This window comes from Phocaeicola sp. GP0067 (assembly GCF_031119655.1).
GTDB lineage: Bacteria > Bacteroidota > Bacteroidia > Bacteroidales > Bacteroidaceae > Phocaeicola > Phocaeicola vulgatus.
In genome coordinates this window covers 279,284-300,269 of record NZ_JAVHZY010000001.1, presented here as the reverse complement: position 1 = coordinate 300,269, position 20,986 = coordinate 279,284, and the positions used below count along the sequence as shown (strand labels likewise).

Here is a 20,986-nt window from a genome sequence, read left to right as displayed (position 1 = left end):
GTCTTAACAATAAAAAGAAAGAAGATCGCATGGAGAAAGAAGAGAAAGATATTCGTTTTGTAGCCCGGTTCTATCGGGAAAACAGGCTGGACACAACACAAGCCTGGCAAAAACTAGGTATCGGCAAACAAAGAAATAACTCTATCTTATTATATAGACTGATAACTATCGCTGCTGTCACTTTCCTGATAGCCGGATTCAGTTGGTGGTGGATATACGACAGGCAAGACTGGATTGTCATTGCCTCATCCGCACACGCTGTCAAAGAAGTCACGCTTCCGGACAACAGCCATATTACGCTGGCAGAGAATTCGGCCTTACAGTATGACCGCTTGGCATACGGTAAAAAAAACAGGAACGTCACTTTAAATGGAAAAGCATATTTTTCAGTCACACATCAAGAACAATGTCCTTTCAGGGTACAGACCGAACTGGCAAACATACAAGTACTGGGTACACAATTCCAAGTAACGGCAAATGCAAATCAGACTTCGGCAACCGTAGAGTCTGGAAAAGTCCGTTTTTATAACAAAGAACAAAAAGAGGCTATTCTGACAAAAGGCATGTATGCCTTCATTAACCAAAAAGGACAAATGCAAATAAACAAACAAAGTGACCCCAACACTTTTGCATGGAAGACCCACGTGTTTGTTTATAATGAAGCCCCCTTGAAAAAGGTAGTAAAAGAATTAGAAGAAGTCTATAAGGTCCATATCGGCGGAATTCCACAAAAAGAGTACTATCTGACCACGACCTTTGACAATACTCCGATAGAAGACATAATTGAAATCATAAACCAAACACTAGATACGAAACTAGACATAACCCAATGATGCAATTCCATTCTAAATTTTCTTTTCTTCTGCTCCTTTGCCTCATGCACATTTGTATTGAGGCAAAAGGAACAGAACATGATGAGCCCCTCGTAACATTAGATATGAAACAAACCCCCATCCGTAAAGTTTTGGCAGAAATCACCCGGCAGACAGGTGTAACCTTTTCGTATGAGTCCTCCTTAACAAAACATCTGTTACCGATAGATATAACAATAACCGCCCAGCCGTTATCCCACTGTTTGCGCATTCTGTTTCAAAAACTGCCCGTAGAATATATACAATCAGGCAAATACATCATCCTCAAGAAAAAACAGAAAAACATTGTAATCAGCGGCTTCATACGAGACAAATCCTCCTCAGAGTCCCTTATAGGCGCCTCCATCTATGATGCCAAAAGCCATCAAGGAACAACCAGCAACGCCGACGGCTTTTTCAGTCTGACTCTGGAAGCCGGAAACGATGTATACCTGAACATCTCCTATGTAGGTTATGACAGTTTCCACCGTTCATTCACACAATTGGAACAAGACACGCTGCTTCCGGTTCTGCTGAACAGCCACCAGCAATTAGCCGAAGTGGTAGTGACCGGAGAATATACCTCTTCTCCATTAGTCCAAACATCCGATATGGGACATACCCGTCTCAACAAAGACCTGATCCAACAAACCCCGGTATTATTCGGAGAAGCTGATATTATAAAAACTCTACAGACCTTGCCGGGTGTATCGGCAGGCACAGCCGGATTGGCAGGAATGTATGTGCGGGGCGGTAATGGAGACGACAATCTTTATATGATAGAAGGGAATCCGTTATACCAGATCAACCATGTGGGCGGTCTGTTTTCCTCCTTCAACGCCGAAGCCGTAAAGGATGTAGAATTCTTTAAGTCCGCCTTCCCCGCCCGTTACGGAGGAAGACTGTCCAGCGTAGTCGATATCCATACAAAGGATGGCAACATGAAAGAATATCACGGAAGCGCCATGCTGGGACTGACCTCAGGCAGCCTGAATCTGGAAGGTCCGTTGGTCAAAGACCGGACCTCATTCAACTTTGCATTACGCCGTTCATGGATTGACGCGCTTTCGGCCCCAACCATCGCCATCTGGAACGCTACCAGAAATAAAGGAGAAACCCAAATAGTGGCACGATACGCTTTTACCGACATGAACTTTAAACTCAACCACCAGTTCAATGACCGCAGCCGCGGATATGCCGGTCTTTACTGGGGAAACGATTTTTTGAAGGGAGGAGAAAAAAGAGAAGGTGACAATGGATATGAAAGCAGAAACACCGGCAGACTGCGATGGGGAAACATCATGGCATTTACCGGCTGGTCATACGTATTCAACAACCAACTCTTCGGTAATGTGAATGCCGCCTTTACCCACTATTCTTCCACCTTGAAAGGAGACTACTACCAAGGAACAGAAGCCAACTACGTATCACAGGAAAGTTCAACCCGGAACCGCATTGACGACCTCAGCATACGAGCCAATTTCGATTTCCGCCCCAATGCTTCCCACCAGTTGCATTTCGGCACTCATTATATTTACCACCGTTTTCATCCCGTAGACGAAAAATCGCATTTTTCCAATGGCATGACCACCCAGACCAGACAAAACAACGACACTGCCCTACCTGCACATGAATTAGGCATATATATGGAAGAAGACTGGAAAATGAACAAAAGAATACGTTTGAACGCTGGGGTTCACCTCGGACTATACACCATTGACGGGAAAACGTACACTTCCCTGGAACCCCGTTTTTCCAGTCGTTTCCTGATCAATCCGCAACTCAGCCTCAAAGCCTCTTATACCCGGATGAGCCAATATGTACATCAAGTCAATGAAAGCTACATCAACCTGCCCACAGACACATGGATACCGGTCAGCCGCAAGCTGAAACCGATGCAGAGCGACCAACTGGCTGTAGGAGCTTATTACACCACCGGCAACAAAATCTACTCTTTCTCCATAGAAGGATATTATAAATGGATGAAACATCTGATGGACTATAAAGACAACTACCAGTTTCTCCCTCCTTCCACCAGCTGGGAAGACAAACTGACTCAAGGAAAAGGACGTTCTTACGGCGTAGAACTTATTGCCCGCAAAGAAAAAGGGAAAATAACCGGATGGGCAGGCTATACTCTAAGCTGGAATGACAGACAGTTCACTGAGATAAATAAAGGCAAGCGTTTTCCTGCCAAATTCGATAACCGGCATAAATTCAATATAATAGCCAATTGGAAAATCAAGCCCAAACTGGAGTTGACCGGAAGCTGGACCTACGCAACCGGTAACCGGCTCACGGTTTCTTTCGAAAACTACCAGGCCGTTTCTCCCCAACATCCGTTTCCGGGAGGCAGCCTGGTTCCTCCTTATATAGATTCAGGCGGATTAGACTATTATACGGAACGTAATAATTTCCAACTTCCCGCCTATCACAGACTCGACTTGGGCATCAATATTTACCGGCCAAAGAAAAAGAACCGGATGGGAATATGGAATATCAGCATCTACAATGTCTATTCCTACATGGCACCCGTCAGCATACGCAAAGGATGGTGGTATAATAACGACTGCTTCTATACCCTGGGCATAGTTCCCATTATACCATCAGTTTCTTACACTTATAAATTTTAAATGATTATGAAACATCTGCTATATACATTACTTCTAGGAGTGTTCCTTACCTCCTGTTATCGAAAAATAGATTTGAACGAATATCGCACTACGCCCAAAATGGTAATAAACAGTGTAGTATCCCCCGACACAGTGGTAATGGCCTCCATCACCCGGACCTGGTTCTATCCAGACAAGAAGCCTTATGTCAATCTCCCTCACGCCCATGTGGAGCTCTATATCAACAATCAATACATAGAAACCATGCAATGGAAAACACTGAATAATCCCCGGAACCCAGACCAGCCGGATACCTTATTCCTTTCAAATACAATCCCGGCAGAAGGAGACCGGATAAAAATTGTTGCATCCACCCCCGAATATGGTACGGTAACGGCAGAAGATATCATACCAAAGAAAGTAGCTATAAAAAACGCCAGTCATACAATTAAAAAAGGTAACGGAGTTTATCAAGGAACAATTTCCGACTATTTTGAAATATACTATGAAGTCACGTTTGATGAATTTCCGGAAAAGAACAATTATTATCTGGCCAAAATCACACAAATAAAAACGGGCTATTACGGTTACTACGAAACAGAAATAGATTATATAGATCCTGTATTCAAGGAACAGGATGCCATATTGGACGAAAGTATGGCATTCAACGGATTGGAAAAAAGAGGAGGAGCCCTCTTTACCGACCAAAGCATTAACGGACAAACCTATACTTTACAAATAAAAGAGACAACGGCAGAGTTAGACGAAACAGAACAAAGAATCATTTCCATCTATTCCCTTTCCGAATCCTACTTTTTATACCTGTTGTCCTTACAAAAAATTGCCGGAAGCACGTTAGAAGGAGGCTTGGGTAACATTGGACTAGCCGAACCTCTACGGGTTTACAGCAATGTGGAGGGAGGAACAGGTATTCTGGGCGGCAACCAACATTCGGAAACAACTATAACATTGAATAACCCATCTAAAAAATAATTGATTATGGATACATTACAACAAGCTCCCGCCTTATGGTATTGGAGCGAACCCGCATCGGGATACAGCATTGAAGATTGCGAACAGATTGTAGCAGAAGAGATGCAAACAGCAAAAGCAGACTAAAAGTTCTGGCCACCGTAGGGGTACATTGAAATGTCCCCCTACGGTAAAAAAGAAATTTCACGCCTCAATGGATAATTCCCCCGCAAATGTTCAAATTCTTCGGGATGCCGTTTCAATGCATCACTGTCACGAGTCGGATCATACACCTGTAGAAAAGCCTCTTCCGGATCAGAAGAATAATCCATATACGGCAAAGCGGGCGGTACTATTTTAAAATCAGCCTGTATATGGAAGAAGTTACAAAGCTCCTCCAATGCCATCCGTGTAGCATTCGACTTTCCGTCAGCTGAATACCCTGCTATATGAGGGGTTCCCAAAAAAACTTTCTGCAACAAATCCGGGTGAATATCCGGTTCATTTTCCCACGTATCAATAACCGCATCACGTATCCGGCCTGTCTTCAGCGCATCAAGCAAAGCCAATGTCTCTATTACTTCTCCACGAGAAGTATTCACAATAAAAGGTTTCCGTTGCAAACCGGCAAAGAAATCCGCATCCGCCAGATGGAACGTTTTATATTTCCCATTCCTGTTCAGCGGAGTATGAAAGGTTATTATATCACATTCCCTTGCCAGTACAGACAAATCCACAAATTCCGTTTCCCCCCGGTCCGCACGTGGAGGATCATTCAGCAAGACCCGCATCCCCAATGCCTCCGCCATACGTTGGATACGGCTTCCCACATGTCCTACCCCAACAATCCCCAGACAGCTTTCTTCCAATCTCACCCCCTTCCGGCGTTTCAACAATAATAATACCGAATGCAGGTACTGCTCCACACTGCCGGCATTACAACCGGGACAATTTTTCCATACAATTCCCGCCTCATCACAATAGTCCACATCAATATGATCAAAACCGATGGTCGCAGTAGCAATGAATTTCACCTTGCTTCCTTCCAGCAGTTCACGGTTACAACGGGTACGGGTACGGATCACCAATGCGTCAGCATCCCGTACATCCCCGGCGGTAAAACCACTGCCGGGCAAATACACCACTTCATCGGCTATCTGTTCGACAGCTTCATGTATATAAGGTATTTTATTATCTACAATTATTTTCATCTTTCAAAAACTTGCTTGGGAACAAAGGTAGACACTTTTACCGAATAATAATTGGCTGATTAGAAAACTTTGCATAGATTTGTACATTCAATAAAACAGCTGTTATGTCCAAGATTCTTGTAATCTGCTTTTCATCCATCAATAATGTGGCAATGGCAATCCCGGTCATTCACTCATTGGCTACGCAATATGCCCAGCATCAAATCATGGTGCTGAGCATAGACACATTCTCCCCCTTATTCGAGAATGTGCCGGACAATGTTATTTTCCGTGGGGCAGATTTCAGAGGAGAACATGCCGGATTAATGGGTCTGGGATGGCTGTACAATGATTTAAAAGAAGAAAAATTTGATGCCGTAGCCGCTTTCCAGCCCACATTCCGCAGCCGTTTTCTTTGCTGGCGTTTTCGTCTGGCAGGCATAAAAGCAGCCCACATCAAGCAGAACAGGCGGGAACTGCAAAAACTGATACGGCGGAAACATAAAATATATACAGAGCAAGACTCCTTTTTTCAGCGCTGTGCCCATACGCTCAGTCAGATAGGTTACCCCATCCGGTTAAGTTTCCTCTCCCTTTTCGGAAAGAATAAAGGCAATATTTCCAGCCTGGCTCCGTTAACCGGTGAAAAGAACCAAGAAACATGGATTGGAATCGCTCCCTTTGCAACACATGTAGGCAAAATCTATCCGTTGTCAAAGCAAGAGCAGATCCTCAAACATCTATCTGCACGCGACCATACAAAAATCTTCTTATTCGGAGGCGGGAAAAAAGAAATCAAAGTATTGGAAGAATGGGCCCAACATTTCCCCAATGTCATCTCAACAGCCGGCAAACTAACCATAAATATGGAATTGGCCCTCATGAGCAATATGGACGTCATGCTGGTAATGGATGCCGCCAATATGCACCTTGCATCATTAGTGAACATCCCGGTTGTGTCCATTTGGGGGGCAACGCATCCCTGTGCAGGCTTTGCAGGATGGAATCAGTCTGCGGCAAACACAATACAGATAGACCTGCCCTGCCGTCCTTGTTCCTTATCCGGAGAAAAGCACTGTTATAGAAAAGATTATGCCTGTCTGCAAGGCATAACTCCCGAAATGGTAATAGAACACATAAACAAAGTCATCAGTTAAATGAAACAAATAAATCTCATATATTATTCCGTTTTCTTCTTGTGGTATTTGCTTTCGCTTCTACCCTTGCGATTCTTATATTTCATATCCGATCTTCTTTTTTATCCGCTCTATTATTGCATCCGCTACAGACGTAAAATCATACGCAATAATTTATCAAACTCATTCCCCGAGAAAGATTTAAAAGAGATTGTCCAAATCGAGAAACAATTTTACTCTTTCTTTTGCGACTATATAGTAGAAACGCTCAAGTTATTCTCCATTTCAAAAAAACAACTGATGAGAAGAATGACTTTTGAAGGACTGGACGAGATAGTGGAAAGCATGAACAAAAAGAACAAAGACTTCTGTTTTATCTATTTAGGGCATTATTGCAACTGGGAATGGATTGCATCCTTGCCTTATTGGATTTCCAAAGACATATCCTGCGGACAAATCTATCATCCACTGTACAATCAGGCTTTCGACAAACTATTTCTAAGATTACGCAACCAGTTCGGAGGCGAATGCATCCCCATGAAAACGACTTTGCGCCGCATCATTGAATTGAAACGGACAAAGCAAAAGGCAATTATCGGATTTATTTCGGACCAAGCACCCAAGTGGAACAGCATACATCACTGGACTGAATTTCTAAACCAAGAAACACCGGTTTTCATCGGTACGGAGAAAATAGGCAAACAAGTGGACGCCTTGATTTATTATGCTGACGTAACACGGGTCAAAAGAGGATACTACCACTGCCGGCTCAAACCATTGTGCGACACCCCCCGGCAAGTACCCGATTTTGAATTGACCGATTTGTTTACCCGAGAATTGGAACAAACAATAAAAGCGCATCCCCAATATTGGCTCTGGAGCCATAACCGCTGGAAAAGAACCAAAGAAGAGTGGCTGCGCAGACAACAGGAAGAAACTAAGTGATTATGGAAAAATATGATTATTTGATAGTAGGTGCCGGTTTGTTCGGCGCCGTTTTTGCCCACGAGGCAAAACGAGTAGGTAAACATTGCCTGGTAATTGACAAGCGCAATCATCGCGGAGGCAATATCTACTGTGAAGATATAGAGGGCATCCATGTACATAAATATGGTGCACATATCTTCCATACCGACAATAAAGAAGTGTGGGACTATGTAAACAGCTTTGTCGAATTCAACCGATACACCAACTCCCCTTTGGCTTACTTTGACGGGAAATTATACAATCTTCCCTTCAACATGAACACTTTTTATCAGCTGTGGGGAGTAAAGACTCCAGCGGAAGCCAAGGCCAAGATAGAAGAGCAACGTAAAGAATTTGACCATATCGCCACCCCCGCCAACCTGGAGGAGCAAGCATTAAAGCTATGTGGAAAAGACATTTACCATCGCCTTATCAAAGGTTATACAGAGAAACAATGGGGACGTTCCGCCAAAGAATTACCGGCATTCATCATCAAACGTATTCCTTTCCGTTTCATTTATGACAACAACTATTTCAATGACAGCTACCAAGGAATCCCCAAAGGCGGATACAACGCCCTTATCGATGCGTTACTGGAAGGAACCGAGGTTCGTCTCAACACCAATTATTTCAACAACCGCAATGAACTGGACGCATTGGCAAACAATATCCTGTTCACCGGATGCATAGACCAGTTCTTCGATTACCAATGCGGACATCTGGAATACAGAAGCCTGCGCTTTGAACATAAACAGCTGGAAACAGAGGATTTCCAAGGCAACGCAGTAGTCAATTATACAGAACGTGAGGTACCCTATACCCGAATCATTGAGCACAAACACTTTGAATTCGGCACACAGCCCACCACTGTAATCACGTATGAATATCCCGATGATTTCGCGCCGGGCAAAGAACCTTACTATCCGATAAACGACAAGCGGAACACCGAAATGATGAGCCAATATAAAAAACTGGCCTCTGAGCGGAAAGACGTTTTATTCGGAGGCCGTCTGGCACAATACGCATACGCCGACATGGACGATACCGTAGCCGCCGCCCTCGCCTTATGCAAAAAGACATTTAAATAAAAGGAAATCCTTGGACTCCCCAAGGTTTTCCGCTAAATTTGCATGATATTCCTAAATTGACAAACAACATAGATAACAAACCAATGAAGTGCCTTCATATCATAACACCCGTAAAAGATTCGATTGACTCCACGCTTGAAACCGTAAAAGCAATCATGGAATCGGATATTTTGGTTCCTTTCACTTATACTGTCTATAACGATTTCAGCACGGAAGAAAATACCCATCGGCTGGAAGAGGCCGCCCGTCAATGGAATTTTCGTCTGGTCAACTTATCAGACCTGACCGACCACCCCTCTCCCAACTATCTACTGGTGTTACAAACAGCACAAAAAGAAGCCATCGAAGCAGATGCAGGATTACTGATTGTGGAATCGGATGTTATTGTCAAAAAAAACACATTGCAATCACTATACAATGGAGCATTGCAACAGAAACAATGCGGAATTGCAGCCGCTGTGACAACCGATGAAAAAGGCGTAATCAATTACCCCTACCTACACGCCAAAGGACACGAGAATCAAGTGTACCCGGAAAAAAAGCATTGCAGCTTCTGCTGTTCACTACTCACCCCCGGACTGCTGAAAGCATTTGACTTTCAGACATTAGACCCAAGCAAGAACTGGTATGATGTGACCATCTCGCACGAGTCACTGAAACGAGGTTTCCAAAACTACCTGTTCACCACGTTGCCCGTATGGCACAGGCCCCATAGCAGCCGTCCGTGGAAACAACTGAAATACAAGAATCCTTTAAAATATTACTGGTTGAAATATACCAAAGGACTAGACAAAATTTAACACTATTATAATGATATGAGCAAGACAGAGCGTTTGTTTCATCCCCGCACCTTAGTGATTCACCCTGATTTCAAAAATCTGGAAGAATTTATAGTATCCATTCCCGAACGTTTCCAAAGGAATGAAGGTACTGTTATTCACCAAGGGCGCAATGAATTGCGGAAAATGGAATACAATGGCAAAGAATATGTTATCAAATCCTTTCACAGCCCCCACCTTATCAACCGGTTTGTATATGGCATATTTCGTCCATCCAAGGCAAAACGCTCTTACGACCATGCAGAAATGCTGCTGAAAATAGGTGTAGGCACTCCGCAACCGGTGGGATATATGAATATACGTTCAGGGCTGCTGTTCGATAAAAGTTATTATATCAGCCTCCTCTCCACCTGCCCCTACATTTACGACAACCTGTTCACACAGCAATTCGACTACGCCGAGGAAGTATTCCGCGCCATAGGCAAAGTGACCGCCCGTCTTCACGAACACGGATACGCCCACAAAGACTACGGACGTGCCAACATCCTGTTTCAGAAAACTCCCAATGGCATAACAATAGAAATTGTCGATTTGAACCGGATGTACATCGGCCCCATAGATATGAAGACCGGCTGCAAAAACTTTGAACGCCTGCCGGCAACTCCACAAATGCACCGATGGATGGCAGAAGAATACGCCAAGGCACGGAACTTTGATGTGGAAAAATGCTTTGAGCTCATGAGAGCCTATAGAAGCGTACAGCCGGGAAAAATAGATAACCTTTACTAAAAACTAAATGCATCATGAACATTATAGCCGTAGTTGTAACCTACAACCGAATGGAACTTCTGAAAAGAAATATTCGTTGTCTGCAACAAAACAAGCCGATATCTTCCATTGTAATAGTAAATAACGGAAGCACGGACGGTACAACGGAATGGCTTGCCGCACAGGAAGGGCTGACAGTAATCAATCAGACCAATGTGGGCGGTGCGGGAGGATTCTATACAGGCATACAATACGCTTATCAGGCGGGTGCCGACTGGATTTGGTGCATGGATGACGATGTATTTCCGCGGGCCGACTGTCTGGAACAACTCTTGCCGTATACCGGCAAGAAAGATATCGGCATACTGGCCCCTCGCAGGTTGCTCGAAGGAGAAATATTCACCCATGACTTCCAGGCATACAACCTGAGCAATCCTTTTGTATCCATGTACAGCAAGAAACTGGCAGGACGGCACATCACCTCACCGACAGAAATTATGGGAACAGCTTTCGAAGGTCCGTTCATCCGCCGCGAAGTCGTTGAGAAGATAGGTCTTCCCAATAAAGACCTTTTCATTTTCTGTGATGATACAGATTACTGTCTCCGCACCATACGGGCAGGGTACAAAATACTCTATATACCTGATGCCCTGATGGATAAAGAGAAATTCTTCTCCAACGACACATGGAATGAGCGAAGCAAGAAGAAAAAGTGGAAACGCTTTTATCAGATCCGTAATTCAACTTATTTAAACCATCACTACGGACGCAACATAGCAGTGAAATATCTTCGCGGCTTCAACGGAGTAATGGGATATATTTTCATCGCGTTGTTCACCAGTCCGTTTGCAAAAGCCTATCAATGGAAAGATATACCCCGATTATGGAAAGCCTATTGCGACGGAATACATGAAAAACTTGGAATTATGAGCTAAAAAACGGCAACACTCTTACAAGTTAATGTTTCATAATAAACTAGCATTTATATACTATATTTACAGAAAAAGAGTAAATTTGTTATATAATTAGATATCAGAATATTATGAGAAAACTAAGGATTACGTTATCTATTATAATGAGTTCAGAATAAAACAAATTCTTTTGACAATAGTATTAATTATCTCTAATATGACAGGTAGAAATCAATAATCATTGGTTATTTATGAGCAATTTATTACTATCCAAAATAGGGCACGTTATATCCGAATTTCCTTTGGCTTTTAAACAAACGAAAGAAGTCAAATTATTCATGACATTGCTGGTAAAAAACGAAGAAGGGATGCTGGAAGAGAATTTACAGTTCCATAAAGCGATGGGAGTGGACGGGTTTATCATTACTGATAATAACTCCACAGACTCAACTCCGGACATTATCCGTAAATACAAACAAAAAGGGTGGATTAAAGAAGTGATAGAAGAAAAGGCTACCAACTATGAACAAAAGGACTGGGTAGACCGTATGATTTGGAAAGCCAAAACCATTTATAAGGCCGACTGGATTATCAATGCCGATGCCGACGAATTATGGTATGCCCCTACCGGCAATTTGAAAGATGAATTATATGCCACCAATGCCAATGTGCTGAATTGTGAAATGAGAAGTGTCTATCCTGAAGAAGAAAAGCCCTTTTGGCAATGGGATAAGACTGTAAAAGCGGTAACCGAACCTGAAAAATATGACTTGTCACTCTATTCGCTGTTTGAGCGTCAGAACAAAAAAGTCATTCACCGGACTGCCGGTTACCTGCAAATTTCAATGGGAAACCATAAAGTAACCATGTTCCCACAAAACTCTGCCGACAGCCATATCCATGTATATCATTACAATATACGCGGCAAGCAGCAGTTTATGGAAAAGATGATAAATGGCGGCAAGCAACTGGAGCAACACAAGGGCAGACACGGAGGTCGCCACTGGCGCTACTTCTATCAGTTACATAAAGAAGGAAAACTAGAGGCTGAATATGAACGTGTTATCGGCAGTGCTTATTTTGAAGCACTTCGCAAAGACGGATTCATTATTCCGGATGTAACGATTCCTAATTTCTTTAAAAGATTAAAACCTGATATATAATGAAACATGCATTTCTGATTATCGCCCACAATGAATATCCGGTACTGGAGGTACTACTTTCCATGTTGGACGATGAACGTAATGACATTTATTTGCATATTGACAAACGGGCTACAGAACTGTTTCAGCAAATAAAAAAAGTCAAAATGCAGAAAGCCGGCTTTTATTTAATAGAAAATCCCATCAAAGTATATTGGGGTGATATCAGCCAAGTACAAGTAGAATATCTTCTCTTTGAAACGGCCTTATCACACGGTCCCTATGCTTATTATCATTTATTATCCGGAACGGATTTGCCCATAAAAAGCCAAGATTACATTCATGCTTTTTTCCAGCAGAATGCCGGTAAAGAATTTGTAGGCTTTTGGCAGGATGCCGCTCATCAGCGTGATTTGGAGCGCAAAGTATTCCGATACTATTTTTTTACAAAAAGGTTAAAAGATAAGGAACATCTGTTACATGGAATTACAGCATTAATCCGAAACCTCATATTAGCAGTACAGAAAATAAGCCATTATCGCAGAAAACAAACTTTTGAATTCAAAAAAGGAGGAAATTGGATAAGTATTACCGAAAACGCAGTCAAGTATCTATTACAATACAAAGAGATTGTATTAAATCGTATGAAATATACACTTTGCGCAGATGAAATATTCATTCAAACTATTTTATGGAACTCTCCTTTTCGAGAAAGAATGCATTGTACGAACAATGCCAATACCGGTAGTATGCGGGAAATTGACTGGGAGCATGGCAGCCCCTATATATGGCAAGACCATGATTATCAGACGCTTATTAACTCTAATAAAATATTTGCACGGAAATTCAATTCAAACCAGATGGGAGTTGTCTACAAGATTCAAAAATTATATTTAAAACAAGTTCCCAAATGAATATACTATTTTATACTACCAATGAAGTTGCGCCACAATACGGAGGTGTTGAAAGAGTTACTGCTAATATTGCAAATGCATTAACTACTTTTTATAATGTGAACTGTTACTCTGCCTATAAATACAACATTGACAAATCCTTTATTAAACAGCAATTCGTTAATACAATTAAAATCAATTCTTATCACAATCTCAATAATTTAATCCAATTTATAGAACAAAATAAAATTGACGTCATTATTAATCAAGGAGAGCATAAGTTAACTAAGAGTTTAAGACTTGCTTTAAACCAGTCTCAAAACAAAAAATGCAAGCTAATGTTTGCACTCCACGTAAGTCCTGCCACGGAAATTAATTTCATCACCTTAGATAATCCTAAAAAAGAACTAAAAGAAGGAAAGAACATTAGGAAAAACATCAGCAAATTTTTATCCTTTCCATATCAAAAGATAAGAAAAATAATAAAACTACCTATTTTATATAGAGAGTCATATCATTTTGCCGATAAGGTTATCTTATTATCTTCTCATTTCAAAAAGCCGTTTCTAGAATACTCTCATTTAAAAGATGATAGTAAAATAAGAATAATCCATAATGCTCTTTCATTTCACTCTTTCTATGATTTAGCCAACTATAATCACAAAAAGAAAGAAGTACTTATTGTATCCAGACTGGAAGAAGAACCTAAAAGAATTTCTCTGGCTTTAAAGATTTGGAAGGAAATTGAAACAGACCATACTCTATCCGAATGGAAGCTAAAAATAGTAGGACATGGGAAAATGGAAAGCTGGTACAAAAGTCTAGTCATACATTATGGCTTACAACGTGTCTTTTTTGAAGGGACAAAAAATCCGGAACCTTATTATAATGAAGCTTCTATTTTTATGATGACCTCATCTTTTGAAGGATGGGGGCTGACATTAACCGAGGCACAACAATATGGTTGCGTTCCTTTAGCTTTTCATAGTTTTGCTTCATTGACAGACATAATAACAGATAAAGTCAATGGGTTTGCTATCCCCAATGATGATATATCACTATATATTAAACAGATGAAGCTATTGATGACAGATGAAAAGCTACGTAAATCAATGTCTGCCAACGCTATTGAAAGTAGCAAGCAATTTTCCATCGAAATTATCATAAAGAAATGGATGGAAGTGATCAATGAATAATACTTTTATTTTTATCATACCAAATCAAAATTCTAATAATTCCATGCTCTCTTATATGCAATTACAAGATAATCAGCGCTATCCAAAATAAAATTTCATACCGTCTTAACATTATCCCCCCCTTCAAAAAATCCTGGCTTCCTTTAGGATTCACCTGAAAAATCAAGGGGAGAACCTTTGTTCTTAAAGTATCATTTTATTCTTTGGATAACATCCGAAAGTATTCTTAATATATCAGCTCACTAGAAAGTTCGGAACATTTATACCCTCATGCCCTCACTACATATATAACAAGTTAATTATAAGATATTTATGTAGTGATGATAAAAAAAATTGCTCTCACTTATACCCTCATGCCCTCACTACATTTTAAAACAGAATTTCTCATAACCTACTTACTGTCAGTTATATATTCTTTCCTGTAAGCTGCTCCGACTTGATATAAAGTATGGCATTTTCAGACTTTTTCCTTGCAAAAGTGCAATAAAGAGTGTGTACTTTCACAGAATGACGGATAACGAAGGCATGGCAACGGTGAAAAAGATCAAAACGTTTAAAAGAATTCATTATCTTTCCTTCAAAATAAGACAATCAATAATACAGGCTATCTATAAATTCTTCCAATAAATAAGGGAATGAATGGATGTGTATAGCAGTCAGCCCTATTGCATAAGCTTTTTCTATCTCCAGATTAAACCTTTTTATATGCATCTATTCTATCTCCATAGCCTTTGGAGTTATCTCCATAAGCTTTGGAGTTATCTCCCAAGACTATGGAGTTAACTCCAAAGGCTTGCGGAGATAGAACAAACAGGAAGAAAACCCTTAACCATACAGCAAGAAATGTTTAGGGATGCGGATAAGATATTTTAAGGATGAATCTGATTTTAAAACCACACAATTCCTTACGGATGAAAAAACTCCCCAATGTCCTTCTTTAAAAAAGTGAAACAATATATGACAGGAAGATATACATCTGACTATACATACAGGACAGAAATATGAAGTGAGGGCATATATGCACCCAAACTTTTTATGAAAATACAGGCACTCTTGAGAAATCGCAAGCGGCTGCATAAATGAAATTAAGAGAACAACCTAAAATTCCTGAAAAACGTAGTAAAGGCCGCCCTTTTATTAAATCTTCCCAAAGCCATAGATACCCCCCACAAACCACATATATTATAATGTTTATGCAATGAAATACGAAGGATGGTATGGATATAGCATTGCAATGCACTAATCAGCTCCGGATCATCCACATAATCGGAAAACATATTCCTCATCCATCTCAAGAAAAGAATAGTAGCGTGCAATTTATCTTTGTCATGACCGGCAGAGTTACTGATGTTTGCACCTTCAACATTCCTCCAACATACAGGCTGCCCCGGCAAAGAAATAACACCCCCCGCATGACGGGCAAAAGCAGCCCACGTAGCATCATCCGAACACCAAGCCATAGGAAAATGAACAAAACCACCCGCCGACTGCCATATCTCCCGACTGAACACGTACTCTACGGCAGCCGAATCTATCTTTCCCTGTAACTTATCTAGCAGCAGCCGGTAACAAGACACACTTCCTTCTTCCAAAGGACGATTGGCACGTATCCGCTTGTTTTCACCATCAATGACAGCTAATGGAAAACGAAAGAAATATCCTCGCTGATGGTGTGGGCGCGACAAAACCTCCATGACACGTTCCACACCATCAGCCGGCATCAAATCATCATCCGAGAAAAGCCAGATAAACGGCTCTGCAGACAGCTGGATACACCTCTCCCAATGGGCCACCAAATCTTTGCCCCCCATATTTTCGCTAAAGCGATGATACACCAGATTTACCTTATTCTGATAAGATTCCACAATCTTATCCAATCTTTCAGGACTTGCATCATCACCTATATATAACACGAACTCATCTTTATGGGCCTGAACTGCAATTGAGTCGAGCGTTTCCTTAAGGAAACGCCCCTTGTAGGCAGGAATAACAATTGCCAATTTCTTTATTTGCTCCACTTTACAAAGACTGCATATCGTTCAACTTCTTGTAATATCCATTCAAGGCTATCAGTTCATCGTGAGTTCCTCTTTCTACGATATCGCCTTCATAAAGTACACAAATTTCATCGGCATTCTTAATGGTACTCAATCTATGTGCGATAGCGATAGTAGTACGCGATTTCATCAAACGCTCCAACGCTTCCTGAACCAAACGCTCGGACTCTGTGTCAAGAGCCGAAGTAGCCTCATCTAATATAAGGATAGGAGGATTTTTCAAAATTGCACGGGCTATACTGACACGCTGACGCTGACCACCGGACAAACGCCCTCCACGATCACCAATCATCGTGTCATATCCTTTTTCCGTTTCCATAATGAAATCATGTGCATTCGCTATCTTGGCAGCTTCTATTACTTGCTCCATAGTGGCATTCTCTACACCAAAAGTAATATTGTTATAGAAGGTGTCATTAAACAGAATAGCTTCCTGATTTACATTACCAATCAGAGAACGTAAACTGTGGATGGATACATCTTTCACATTTTTGCCGTCAATCAGCAATGCACCCTCCGATACATCGTGATAACGCGGTACCAAGTCCACTAAAGTAGACTTTCCGGAACCGGACTGGCCCACCAGTGCAATCGTTTTTCCTTTAGGAACAGTCAGATTGATATGGTTCAAGACCGGACGCCCTTCTACATAGCTGAAACTTACATTTTTAAACTCTAACTTATCTGTGAAAGCGTCCAATGGCAAAGGCTGCTCCGGCTCTACGATATGATTTTCCGCTTTCAATATCATATCAATTCGCTCCATACTGGCCAATCCCTGCGGAATATTATAAAATGCTCTTGAAAATTCTTTCAAAGGATTGATGATACTATAAAGGATAATCAGATAAAATATGAAAGTAGCCGCATCCATCGGAGCATAGTTTGTATTTAAGATTAAAGCACCGCCAAACAACAGCACGGTCACAATCACACAAGTGCCTAAAAACTCACTCATGGGGTGGGCTGAACTTTGCCGGATAATCATCTCGTTCATTGCATCGCGGAAGTCATTGTTTGTTTTAGAGAACCGGGCAGACATTTTGCTTTCGGCTATAAACGCTTTGATAACCCTTAAACCTCCTAATGTTTCATCCAATTGGGACATAATATCTCCCCATTGCGCCTGTGCTGTAGAGGACTGTCTTTTCAGCTTCCGGCTGACAACCCCCATTATCCAACCTGTCAGAGGTAAAATAAAGATAACAAAAAGCGTCATTTGCCAACTTACCGAAAACAGAGTGACAAAACAAACCAAAAGAGCGATAGGATTACGGATAAGCATATCGATGGAACTGGTCAACGAGTTCTCCACCACCGTAACATCCGCACTCATACGGGCTATGATATCTCCTTTACGTTCTTCTGAGAAAAAACTCAAAGGAAGACTTAACACTTTATTATAAACCTGAATACGGATATCCCGGACAATACCTGTACGCAAAGGTACCATGACAGCCGCAGAAGCAAAATAACCGGCAGTTTTCAACATAGTCATAAAGATAAGTATTCCTCCCATCATGGCAAGTGTATAGAACGCACCATTTGTAGCCACAAAATTGCTCACAAAGTAATAGGCATTATTTATGAGTACATCCTTATCCAAATTATGAATATCCATAGGAATGTACTCATAAGACTTGGTATCAATTTTGAACAGAATGTTCAAAATTGGCACAATCGCCATGAACGAAAACACATTAAGCCATTGCGACAGAAAGTTCAGTATCAATGCCCATGTCAAATATTTGCGGTATGGAAGAATATACCGCTTCAACAAACTAAAGAACTGTTTCAGCATAATTATCAATTATATATAATGCCGCAAAGGTAACAAAAAAGAAATAATCACCCAAGATTACCCCACTTTATCCCCTAATATTTGTTCATACACGGCAAGCCTTCTTTCCTGCATCTGTCCGGGGTTATATACTTGCCGCAAACTGTCTTCCGCATGGGTAACCAACTGTCTCTGCAACTGCGGATTACTTGACAAGGCTATGACAGCTTCTGCAAATCCGGCAGGGTCATCAACAATCAAGCAATCTTCACCATCCTTAAAATCAATGCCTTCCACACCCTTTGCCGTCGTTACAAAAGGAACTTTTGACAATACAGCATCTAATATTTTCATACGCATACCACTACCGATACGTATTGGAACAACAGCAACACTGCCTTTTAAAAAAGAGCCCAGATCTTCCACATAGCCTGCCAGCTTCAATTCCGGGTATTCGGACTGCAAACGATTGATACACTCTCCACGCCATTTACCAATTACTTGCAATGTAAACGAAAAATGACGTTTACGCAGATGCGGAATCACTTCGTGACAGAACCATGCCACGGCATCCAGATTGGGAAAATGATCCTCACTTCCCACAAAAGTCAGGCGTCCGCTTTGGACCGGAACAAAAGGCTGTTCCAGCCTGTCACCCACTTGCACCACAGCCGGAGAAGTGTAGATATGGTCTTTCCGTCCTATGAAGTCCTCCATAATTTTACGGTCTACTTCAGTCAGAACAATAACATCTTTATATTTCAATAATGCACTGCGCTCAAAATCCTTTGCTATATGAAACAACATCCTGTCACCGGCAGTCTGTTCCCTGAACAAAGTAATCTCCTTTTCATTACGGATGTAGCGGAGTTCATGATGCACAAAAATAGTCTGTACATTTTCAGGCAACAAGAATCCCAATGACAACAGTTCATAAAACTCTACTTGAATAATATCAAAACCTGAATGAGCCACCTGAGAAACATACTCCACATACCCCTGGTCTAGCGGCTGGAAACAAGAGCTGAACAAAGTACTCTTTCCCCGTACTAAATCCACAACTTCGCCCGTTTCATCCGTCCATATCTGTTGCCGGTTCATTTTACGGGTTACAGACGCATGTATCTTTTGCAGCCATTTATAATAAAAAGGATGTTTAATTTTGGGTAATCTGACAGTTTTAGTTTTAGGAGTATAAATAAAGAAATCCACATTATCCCAAATTTTCTTCAATGACTCTACATCTTGCATACGTCTCCCTGTTTCAGGATAAAGCAATACAGATACGGCCATCTTATGACGCAGATATTCCACCATATTAAAGAAAGCTTGATTACCGCCCGAATCCAGCGGATAAGGAATGTACGGAATAATAAAAAGAATTTTCTTTCTCATACTAATTGAATTTAAACAATAGTCTAATGTCTAATTTAATTTTTAGTTTAATACAGCAAATGCTATGTAGTGTATAATGCAAAGGTACAAGAAAGACTGCATACTAAAATGTTAATTATCGTTTCTTTTTAAAAGTTCAACAAAATTCCTGTTTTTTGAAAAAAAAAACAAAGAAGCAACTTGTTTATTTACCTGTATAACATTACATTTGTAGAAATAAAACAAGAACTAACTTAACAATAAAGCATGAATGCACTTCCCTTGGTCAGTGTAGTGGTACCTAATTATAATTATAAACGATACCTCAATCTACGAATTCAGAGTATTCTGCAACAGACCTATCAGAATATCGAACTGATTTTACTTGATGATGCCTCAACAGACGGTAGCGAAGAGGTATTATCGGACTATCAAGACCATGCCAAAGTGAGCCATATTCTATTAAACGAACACAACACCGGAAATCCATTTAAACAATGGTTTAAAGGCATGCAATTAGCCAAAGGAAAATATATATGGATAGCCGAAGCCGATGACTTGTGTGAGCTTACTTTTTTAGAGAAAGTAGTTCCTTTAATGGAGAAATACCAACAAGCCGCCGTATGCTTTGCCGGTTCCAAGTATATTGATAAAGACGGTAATGTGCTGAGTTACGACATGAACAAATGGAAATCTGCCATACCTCCATACGCCGTATTCAATGGGAAGACTTATGCCGAACATAACCTTTACTGGCGCAGCTATATAGCCAATGCAAGCTCGGCCATTTTCAGAAAAAGCATGGTAAATGCCCAAAATATGGAACAATGCCTGCAAATGCGCTACAGCGGCGACTGGCTGTTCTGGTTTTATATGGCAATGCAAGGAGACATTATAGAAAGATATGAAGTACTGAACTACTTCAGACAACATAACCAGAAAGTTACCGTCAAAGCTGAAAACAACGGAGGGGGTAAGAGCGAAGATATTGAGATAGTACGCATTATGGAACAACACCTTACCCACCTGAGCAGATACAAACGGTGCATACGAAGGGGAATGCTTTACAACCGCATTGCCAAACTAAGCACAACAGACCGGGTAAAACTGCAATTATGGGAACTCCTCCGGCAGAAATTAAACGGAACGCGGAAAGACGGACGTCTGGAGCGCCTCAACCGGATAGCACGGCTATTCTGTCCTTTTGTTCTGACTATGAAAAGAGACCGCCTTACTCCTTCCCGAGAAATAGGATAAGAAACGGAAACTGC

The 20,986-nt window shown here is 41.2% G+C and carries 17 protein-coding genes; 13 read left to right on the top strand and 4 right to left on the bottom strand.

The window, feature by feature from the left end; translation table 11 throughout:
* The first annotated feature begins 29 nt into the window (after nucleotides 1-29).
* From RE317_RS01100 to RE317_RS01090, 3 genes are read left to right on the top strand one after another with little or no spacing between them, the layout of a single operon-like run.
* Entirely contained in the window at nucleotides 30-833 is an 804-nt protein-coding gene (locus RE317_RS01100; protein WP_005844264.1) for a FecR family protein, read from the top strand.
* Nucleotides 830-3,484, top strand: coding sequence for a TonB-dependent receptor (locus RE317_RS01095; protein ID WP_008666596.1), 2,655 nt, complete (start codon nucleotides 830-832; stop codon nucleotides 3,482-3,484). The genes RE317_RS01100 and RE317_RS01095 overlap by 4 nt, the downstream gene beginning before the upstream one ends.
* 6 nt (nucleotides 3,485-3,490) lie before the next feature.
* Entirely contained in the window at nucleotides 3,491-4,456 is a 966-nt protein-coding gene (locus RE317_RS01090) for a DUF4249 domain-containing protein (RefSeq protein ID WP_008666594.1), read from the top strand.
* Nucleotides 4,457-4,620: 164 nt separating this feature from the next.
* Here the strand turns inward: RE317_RS01090 and pdxB are convergent, their stop codons facing one another.
* Nucleotides 4,621-5,646 carry a 4-phosphoerythronate dehydrogenase PdxB gene (pdxB, locus tag RE317_RS01085; RefSeq protein ID WP_005844256.1) on the bottom strand — a complete coding sequence of 342 codons (1,026 nt, stop codon included), beginning with the start codon at nucleotides 5,644-5,646 and terminating at the stop codon, nucleotides 4,621-4,623.
* Nucleotides 5,647-5,750: 104 nt separating this feature from the next.
* Between pdxB and RE317_RS01080 the strand changes: the two genes are divergently transcribed.
* The 9 genes from RE317_RS01080 (at nucleotide 5,751) to RE317_RS01040 (ending at nucleotide 14,504) form a co-directional block, all read left to right on the top strand.
* Nucleotides 5,751-6,782 (top strand): glycosyltransferase family 9 protein, encoded by a 1,032-nt coding sequence (locus RE317_RS01080; protein WP_005850120.1) that lies wholly within the window; start codon nucleotides 5,751-5,753, stop codon nucleotides 6,780-6,782.
* On the top strand, nucleotides 6,783-7,706 hold the full coding sequence (locus tag RE317_RS01075; RefSeq protein ID WP_005844253.1) for a lysophospholipid acyltransferase family protein: 924 nt from the start codon (nucleotides 6,783-6,785) through the stop codon (nucleotides 7,704-7,706).
* Nucleotides 7,707-7,708: 2 nt separating this feature from the next.
* Entirely contained in the window at nucleotides 7,709-8,815 is a 1,107-nt protein-coding gene (glf, locus tag RE317_RS01070) for a UDP-galactopyranose mutase (RefSeq protein ID WP_008666589.1), read from the top strand.
* 83 nt (nucleotides 8,816-8,898) lie between these two features.
* Complete coding sequence (locus RE317_RS01065; RefSeq protein ID WP_008666588.1) at nucleotides 8,899-9,615, top strand: hypothetical protein; 717 nt, start codon at nucleotides 8,899-8,901, stop codon at nucleotides 9,613-9,615.
* Nucleotides 9,616-9,630: 15 nt separating this feature from the next.
* Complete coding sequence (locus RE317_RS01060) at nucleotides 9,631-10,383, top strand: lipopolysaccharide kinase InaA family protein (protein ID WP_005844246.1); 753 nt, start codon at nucleotides 9,631-9,633, stop codon at nucleotides 10,381-10,383.
* Between the two features lie 14 nt (nucleotides 10,384-10,397).
* Nucleotides 10,398-11,297, top strand: coding sequence for a glycosyltransferase family 2 protein (locus tag RE317_RS01055; RefSeq protein WP_005844244.1), 900 nt, complete (start codon nucleotides 10,398-10,400; stop codon nucleotides 11,295-11,297).
* 227 nt (nucleotides 11,298-11,524) lie between these two features.
* The gene (locus RE317_RS01050; RefSeq protein WP_005844241.1) at nucleotides 11,525-12,436 is read left to right on the top strand and encodes a glycosyltransferase family 2 protein; all 912 of its coding nucleotides are present in this window, start codon (nucleotides 11,525-11,527) and stop codon (nucleotides 12,434-12,436) included.
* On the top strand, nucleotides 12,436-13,329 hold the full coding sequence (locus tag RE317_RS01045; RefSeq protein WP_005844238.1) for a beta-1,6-N-acetylglucosaminyltransferase: 894 nt from the start codon (nucleotides 12,436-12,438) through the stop codon (nucleotides 13,327-13,329). Before RE317_RS01050 ends, RE317_RS01045 begins: the two co-directional genes overlap by 1 nt.
* Nucleotides 13,326-14,504, top strand: coding sequence for a glycosyltransferase (locus tag RE317_RS01040; RefSeq protein WP_008666582.1), 1,179 nt, complete (start codon nucleotides 13,326-13,328; stop codon nucleotides 14,502-14,504). Before RE317_RS01045 ends, RE317_RS01040 begins: the two co-directional genes overlap by 4 nt.
* Before the next feature lie 1,085 nt (nucleotides 14,505-15,589).
* On the opposite strand, the gene RE317_RS01035 is transcribed toward RE317_RS01040, so the two are convergent.
* The 3 genes from RE317_RS01035 to RE317_RS01025 are packed head-to-tail and all read right to left on the bottom strand — an operon-like array spanning nucleotide 15,590 to nucleotide 19,736.
* The gene (locus tag RE317_RS01035) at nucleotides 15,590-16,522 is read right to left on the bottom strand and encodes a glycosyltransferase (protein ID WP_005844227.1); all 933 of its coding nucleotides are present in this window, start codon (nucleotides 16,520-16,522) and stop codon (nucleotides 15,590-15,592) included.
* A 1-nt stretch (nucleotide 16,523) separates the two neighbouring features.
* Nucleotides 16,524-18,362, bottom strand: coding sequence for an ABC transporter ATP-binding protein (locus RE317_RS01030; protein ID WP_005844224.1), 1,839 nt, complete (start codon nucleotides 18,360-18,362; stop codon nucleotides 16,524-16,526).
* 57 nt (nucleotides 18,363-18,419) lie between these two features.
* On the bottom strand, nucleotides 18,420-19,736 hold the full coding sequence (locus RE317_RS01025; protein ID WP_005844221.1) for a glycosyltransferase: 1,317 nt from the start codon (nucleotides 19,734-19,736) through the stop codon (nucleotides 18,420-18,422).
* 246 nt (nucleotides 19,737-19,982) lie between these two features.
* Here RE317_RS01025 and RE317_RS01020 point away from each other — a divergent pair, with 246 nt between their 5' ends.
* Nucleotides 19,983-20,972, top strand: a complete 990-nt coding sequence (locus RE317_RS01020) for a glycosyltransferase family 2 protein (protein WP_008666580.1) — start codon at nucleotides 19,983-19,985, stop codon at nucleotides 20,970-20,972.
* Nucleotides 20,973-20,986: the final 14 nt, after the last annotated feature.

What these genes read in the sequence shown, in the direction of transcription:
- RE317_RS01100 (WP_005844264.1), top strand. Translation starts at nt 30, where the DNA reads ATGGAGAAAGAAGAGAAAGATATTCGTTTTGTAGCCCGGTTCTATCGG.
- RE317_RS01095 (WP_008666596.1), top strand. Translation starts at nt 830, where the DNA reads ATGATGCAATTCCATTCTAAATTTTCTTTTCTTCTGCTCCTTTGCCTC.
- RE317_RS01090 (WP_008666594.1), top strand. Translation starts at nt 3,491, where the DNA reads ATGAAACATCTGCTATATACATTACTTCTAGGAGTGTTCCTTACCTCC.
- pdxB (WP_005844256.1), bottom strand. Translation starts at nt 5,646, where the DNA reads ATGAAAATAATTGTAGATAATAAAATACCTTATATACATGAAGCTGTC.
- RE317_RS01080 (WP_005850120.1), top strand. Translation starts at nt 5,751, where the DNA reads ATGTCCAAGATTCTTGTAATCTGCTTTTCATCCATCAATAATGTGGCA.
- RE317_RS01075 (WP_005844253.1), top strand. Translation starts at nt 6,783, where the DNA reads ATGAAACAAATAAATCTCATATATTATTCCGTTTTCTTCTTGTGGTAT.
- glf (WP_008666589.1), top strand. Translation starts at nt 7,709, where the DNA reads ATGGAAAAATATGATTATTTGATAGTAGGTGCCGGTTTGTTCGGCGCC.
- RE317_RS01065 (WP_008666588.1), top strand. Translation starts at nt 8,899, where the DNA reads ATGAAGTGCCTTCATATCATAACACCCGTAAAAGATTCGATTGACTCC.
- RE317_RS01060 (WP_005844246.1), top strand. Translation starts at nt 9,631, where the DNA reads ATGAGCAAGACAGAGCGTTTGTTTCATCCCCGCACCTTAGTGATTCAC.
- RE317_RS01055 (WP_005844244.1), top strand. Translation starts at nt 10,398, where the DNA reads ATGAACATTATAGCCGTAGTTGTAACCTACAACCGAATGGAACTTCTG.
- RE317_RS01050 (WP_005844241.1), top strand. Translation starts at nt 11,525, where the DNA reads ATGAGCAATTTATTACTATCCAAAATAGGGCACGTTATATCCGAATTT.
- RE317_RS01045 (WP_005844238.1), top strand. Translation starts at nt 12,436, where the DNA reads ATGAAACATGCATTTCTGATTATCGCCCACAATGAATATCCGGTACTG.
- RE317_RS01040 (WP_008666582.1), top strand. Translation starts at nt 13,326, where the DNA reads ATGAATATACTATTTTATACTACCAATGAAGTTGCGCCACAATACGGA.
- RE317_RS01030 (WP_005844224.1), bottom strand. Translation starts at nt 18,362, where the DNA reads ATGCTGAAACAGTTCTTTAGTTTGTTGAAGCGGTATATTCTTCCATAC.
- RE317_RS01025 (WP_005844221.1), bottom strand. Translation starts at nt 19,736, where the DNA reads ATGAGAAAGAAAATTCTTTTTATTATTCCGTACATTCCTTATCCGCTG.
- RE317_RS01020 (WP_008666580.1), top strand. Translation starts at nt 19,983, where the DNA reads ATGAATGCACTTCCCTTGGTCAGTGTAGTGGTACCTAATTATAATTAT.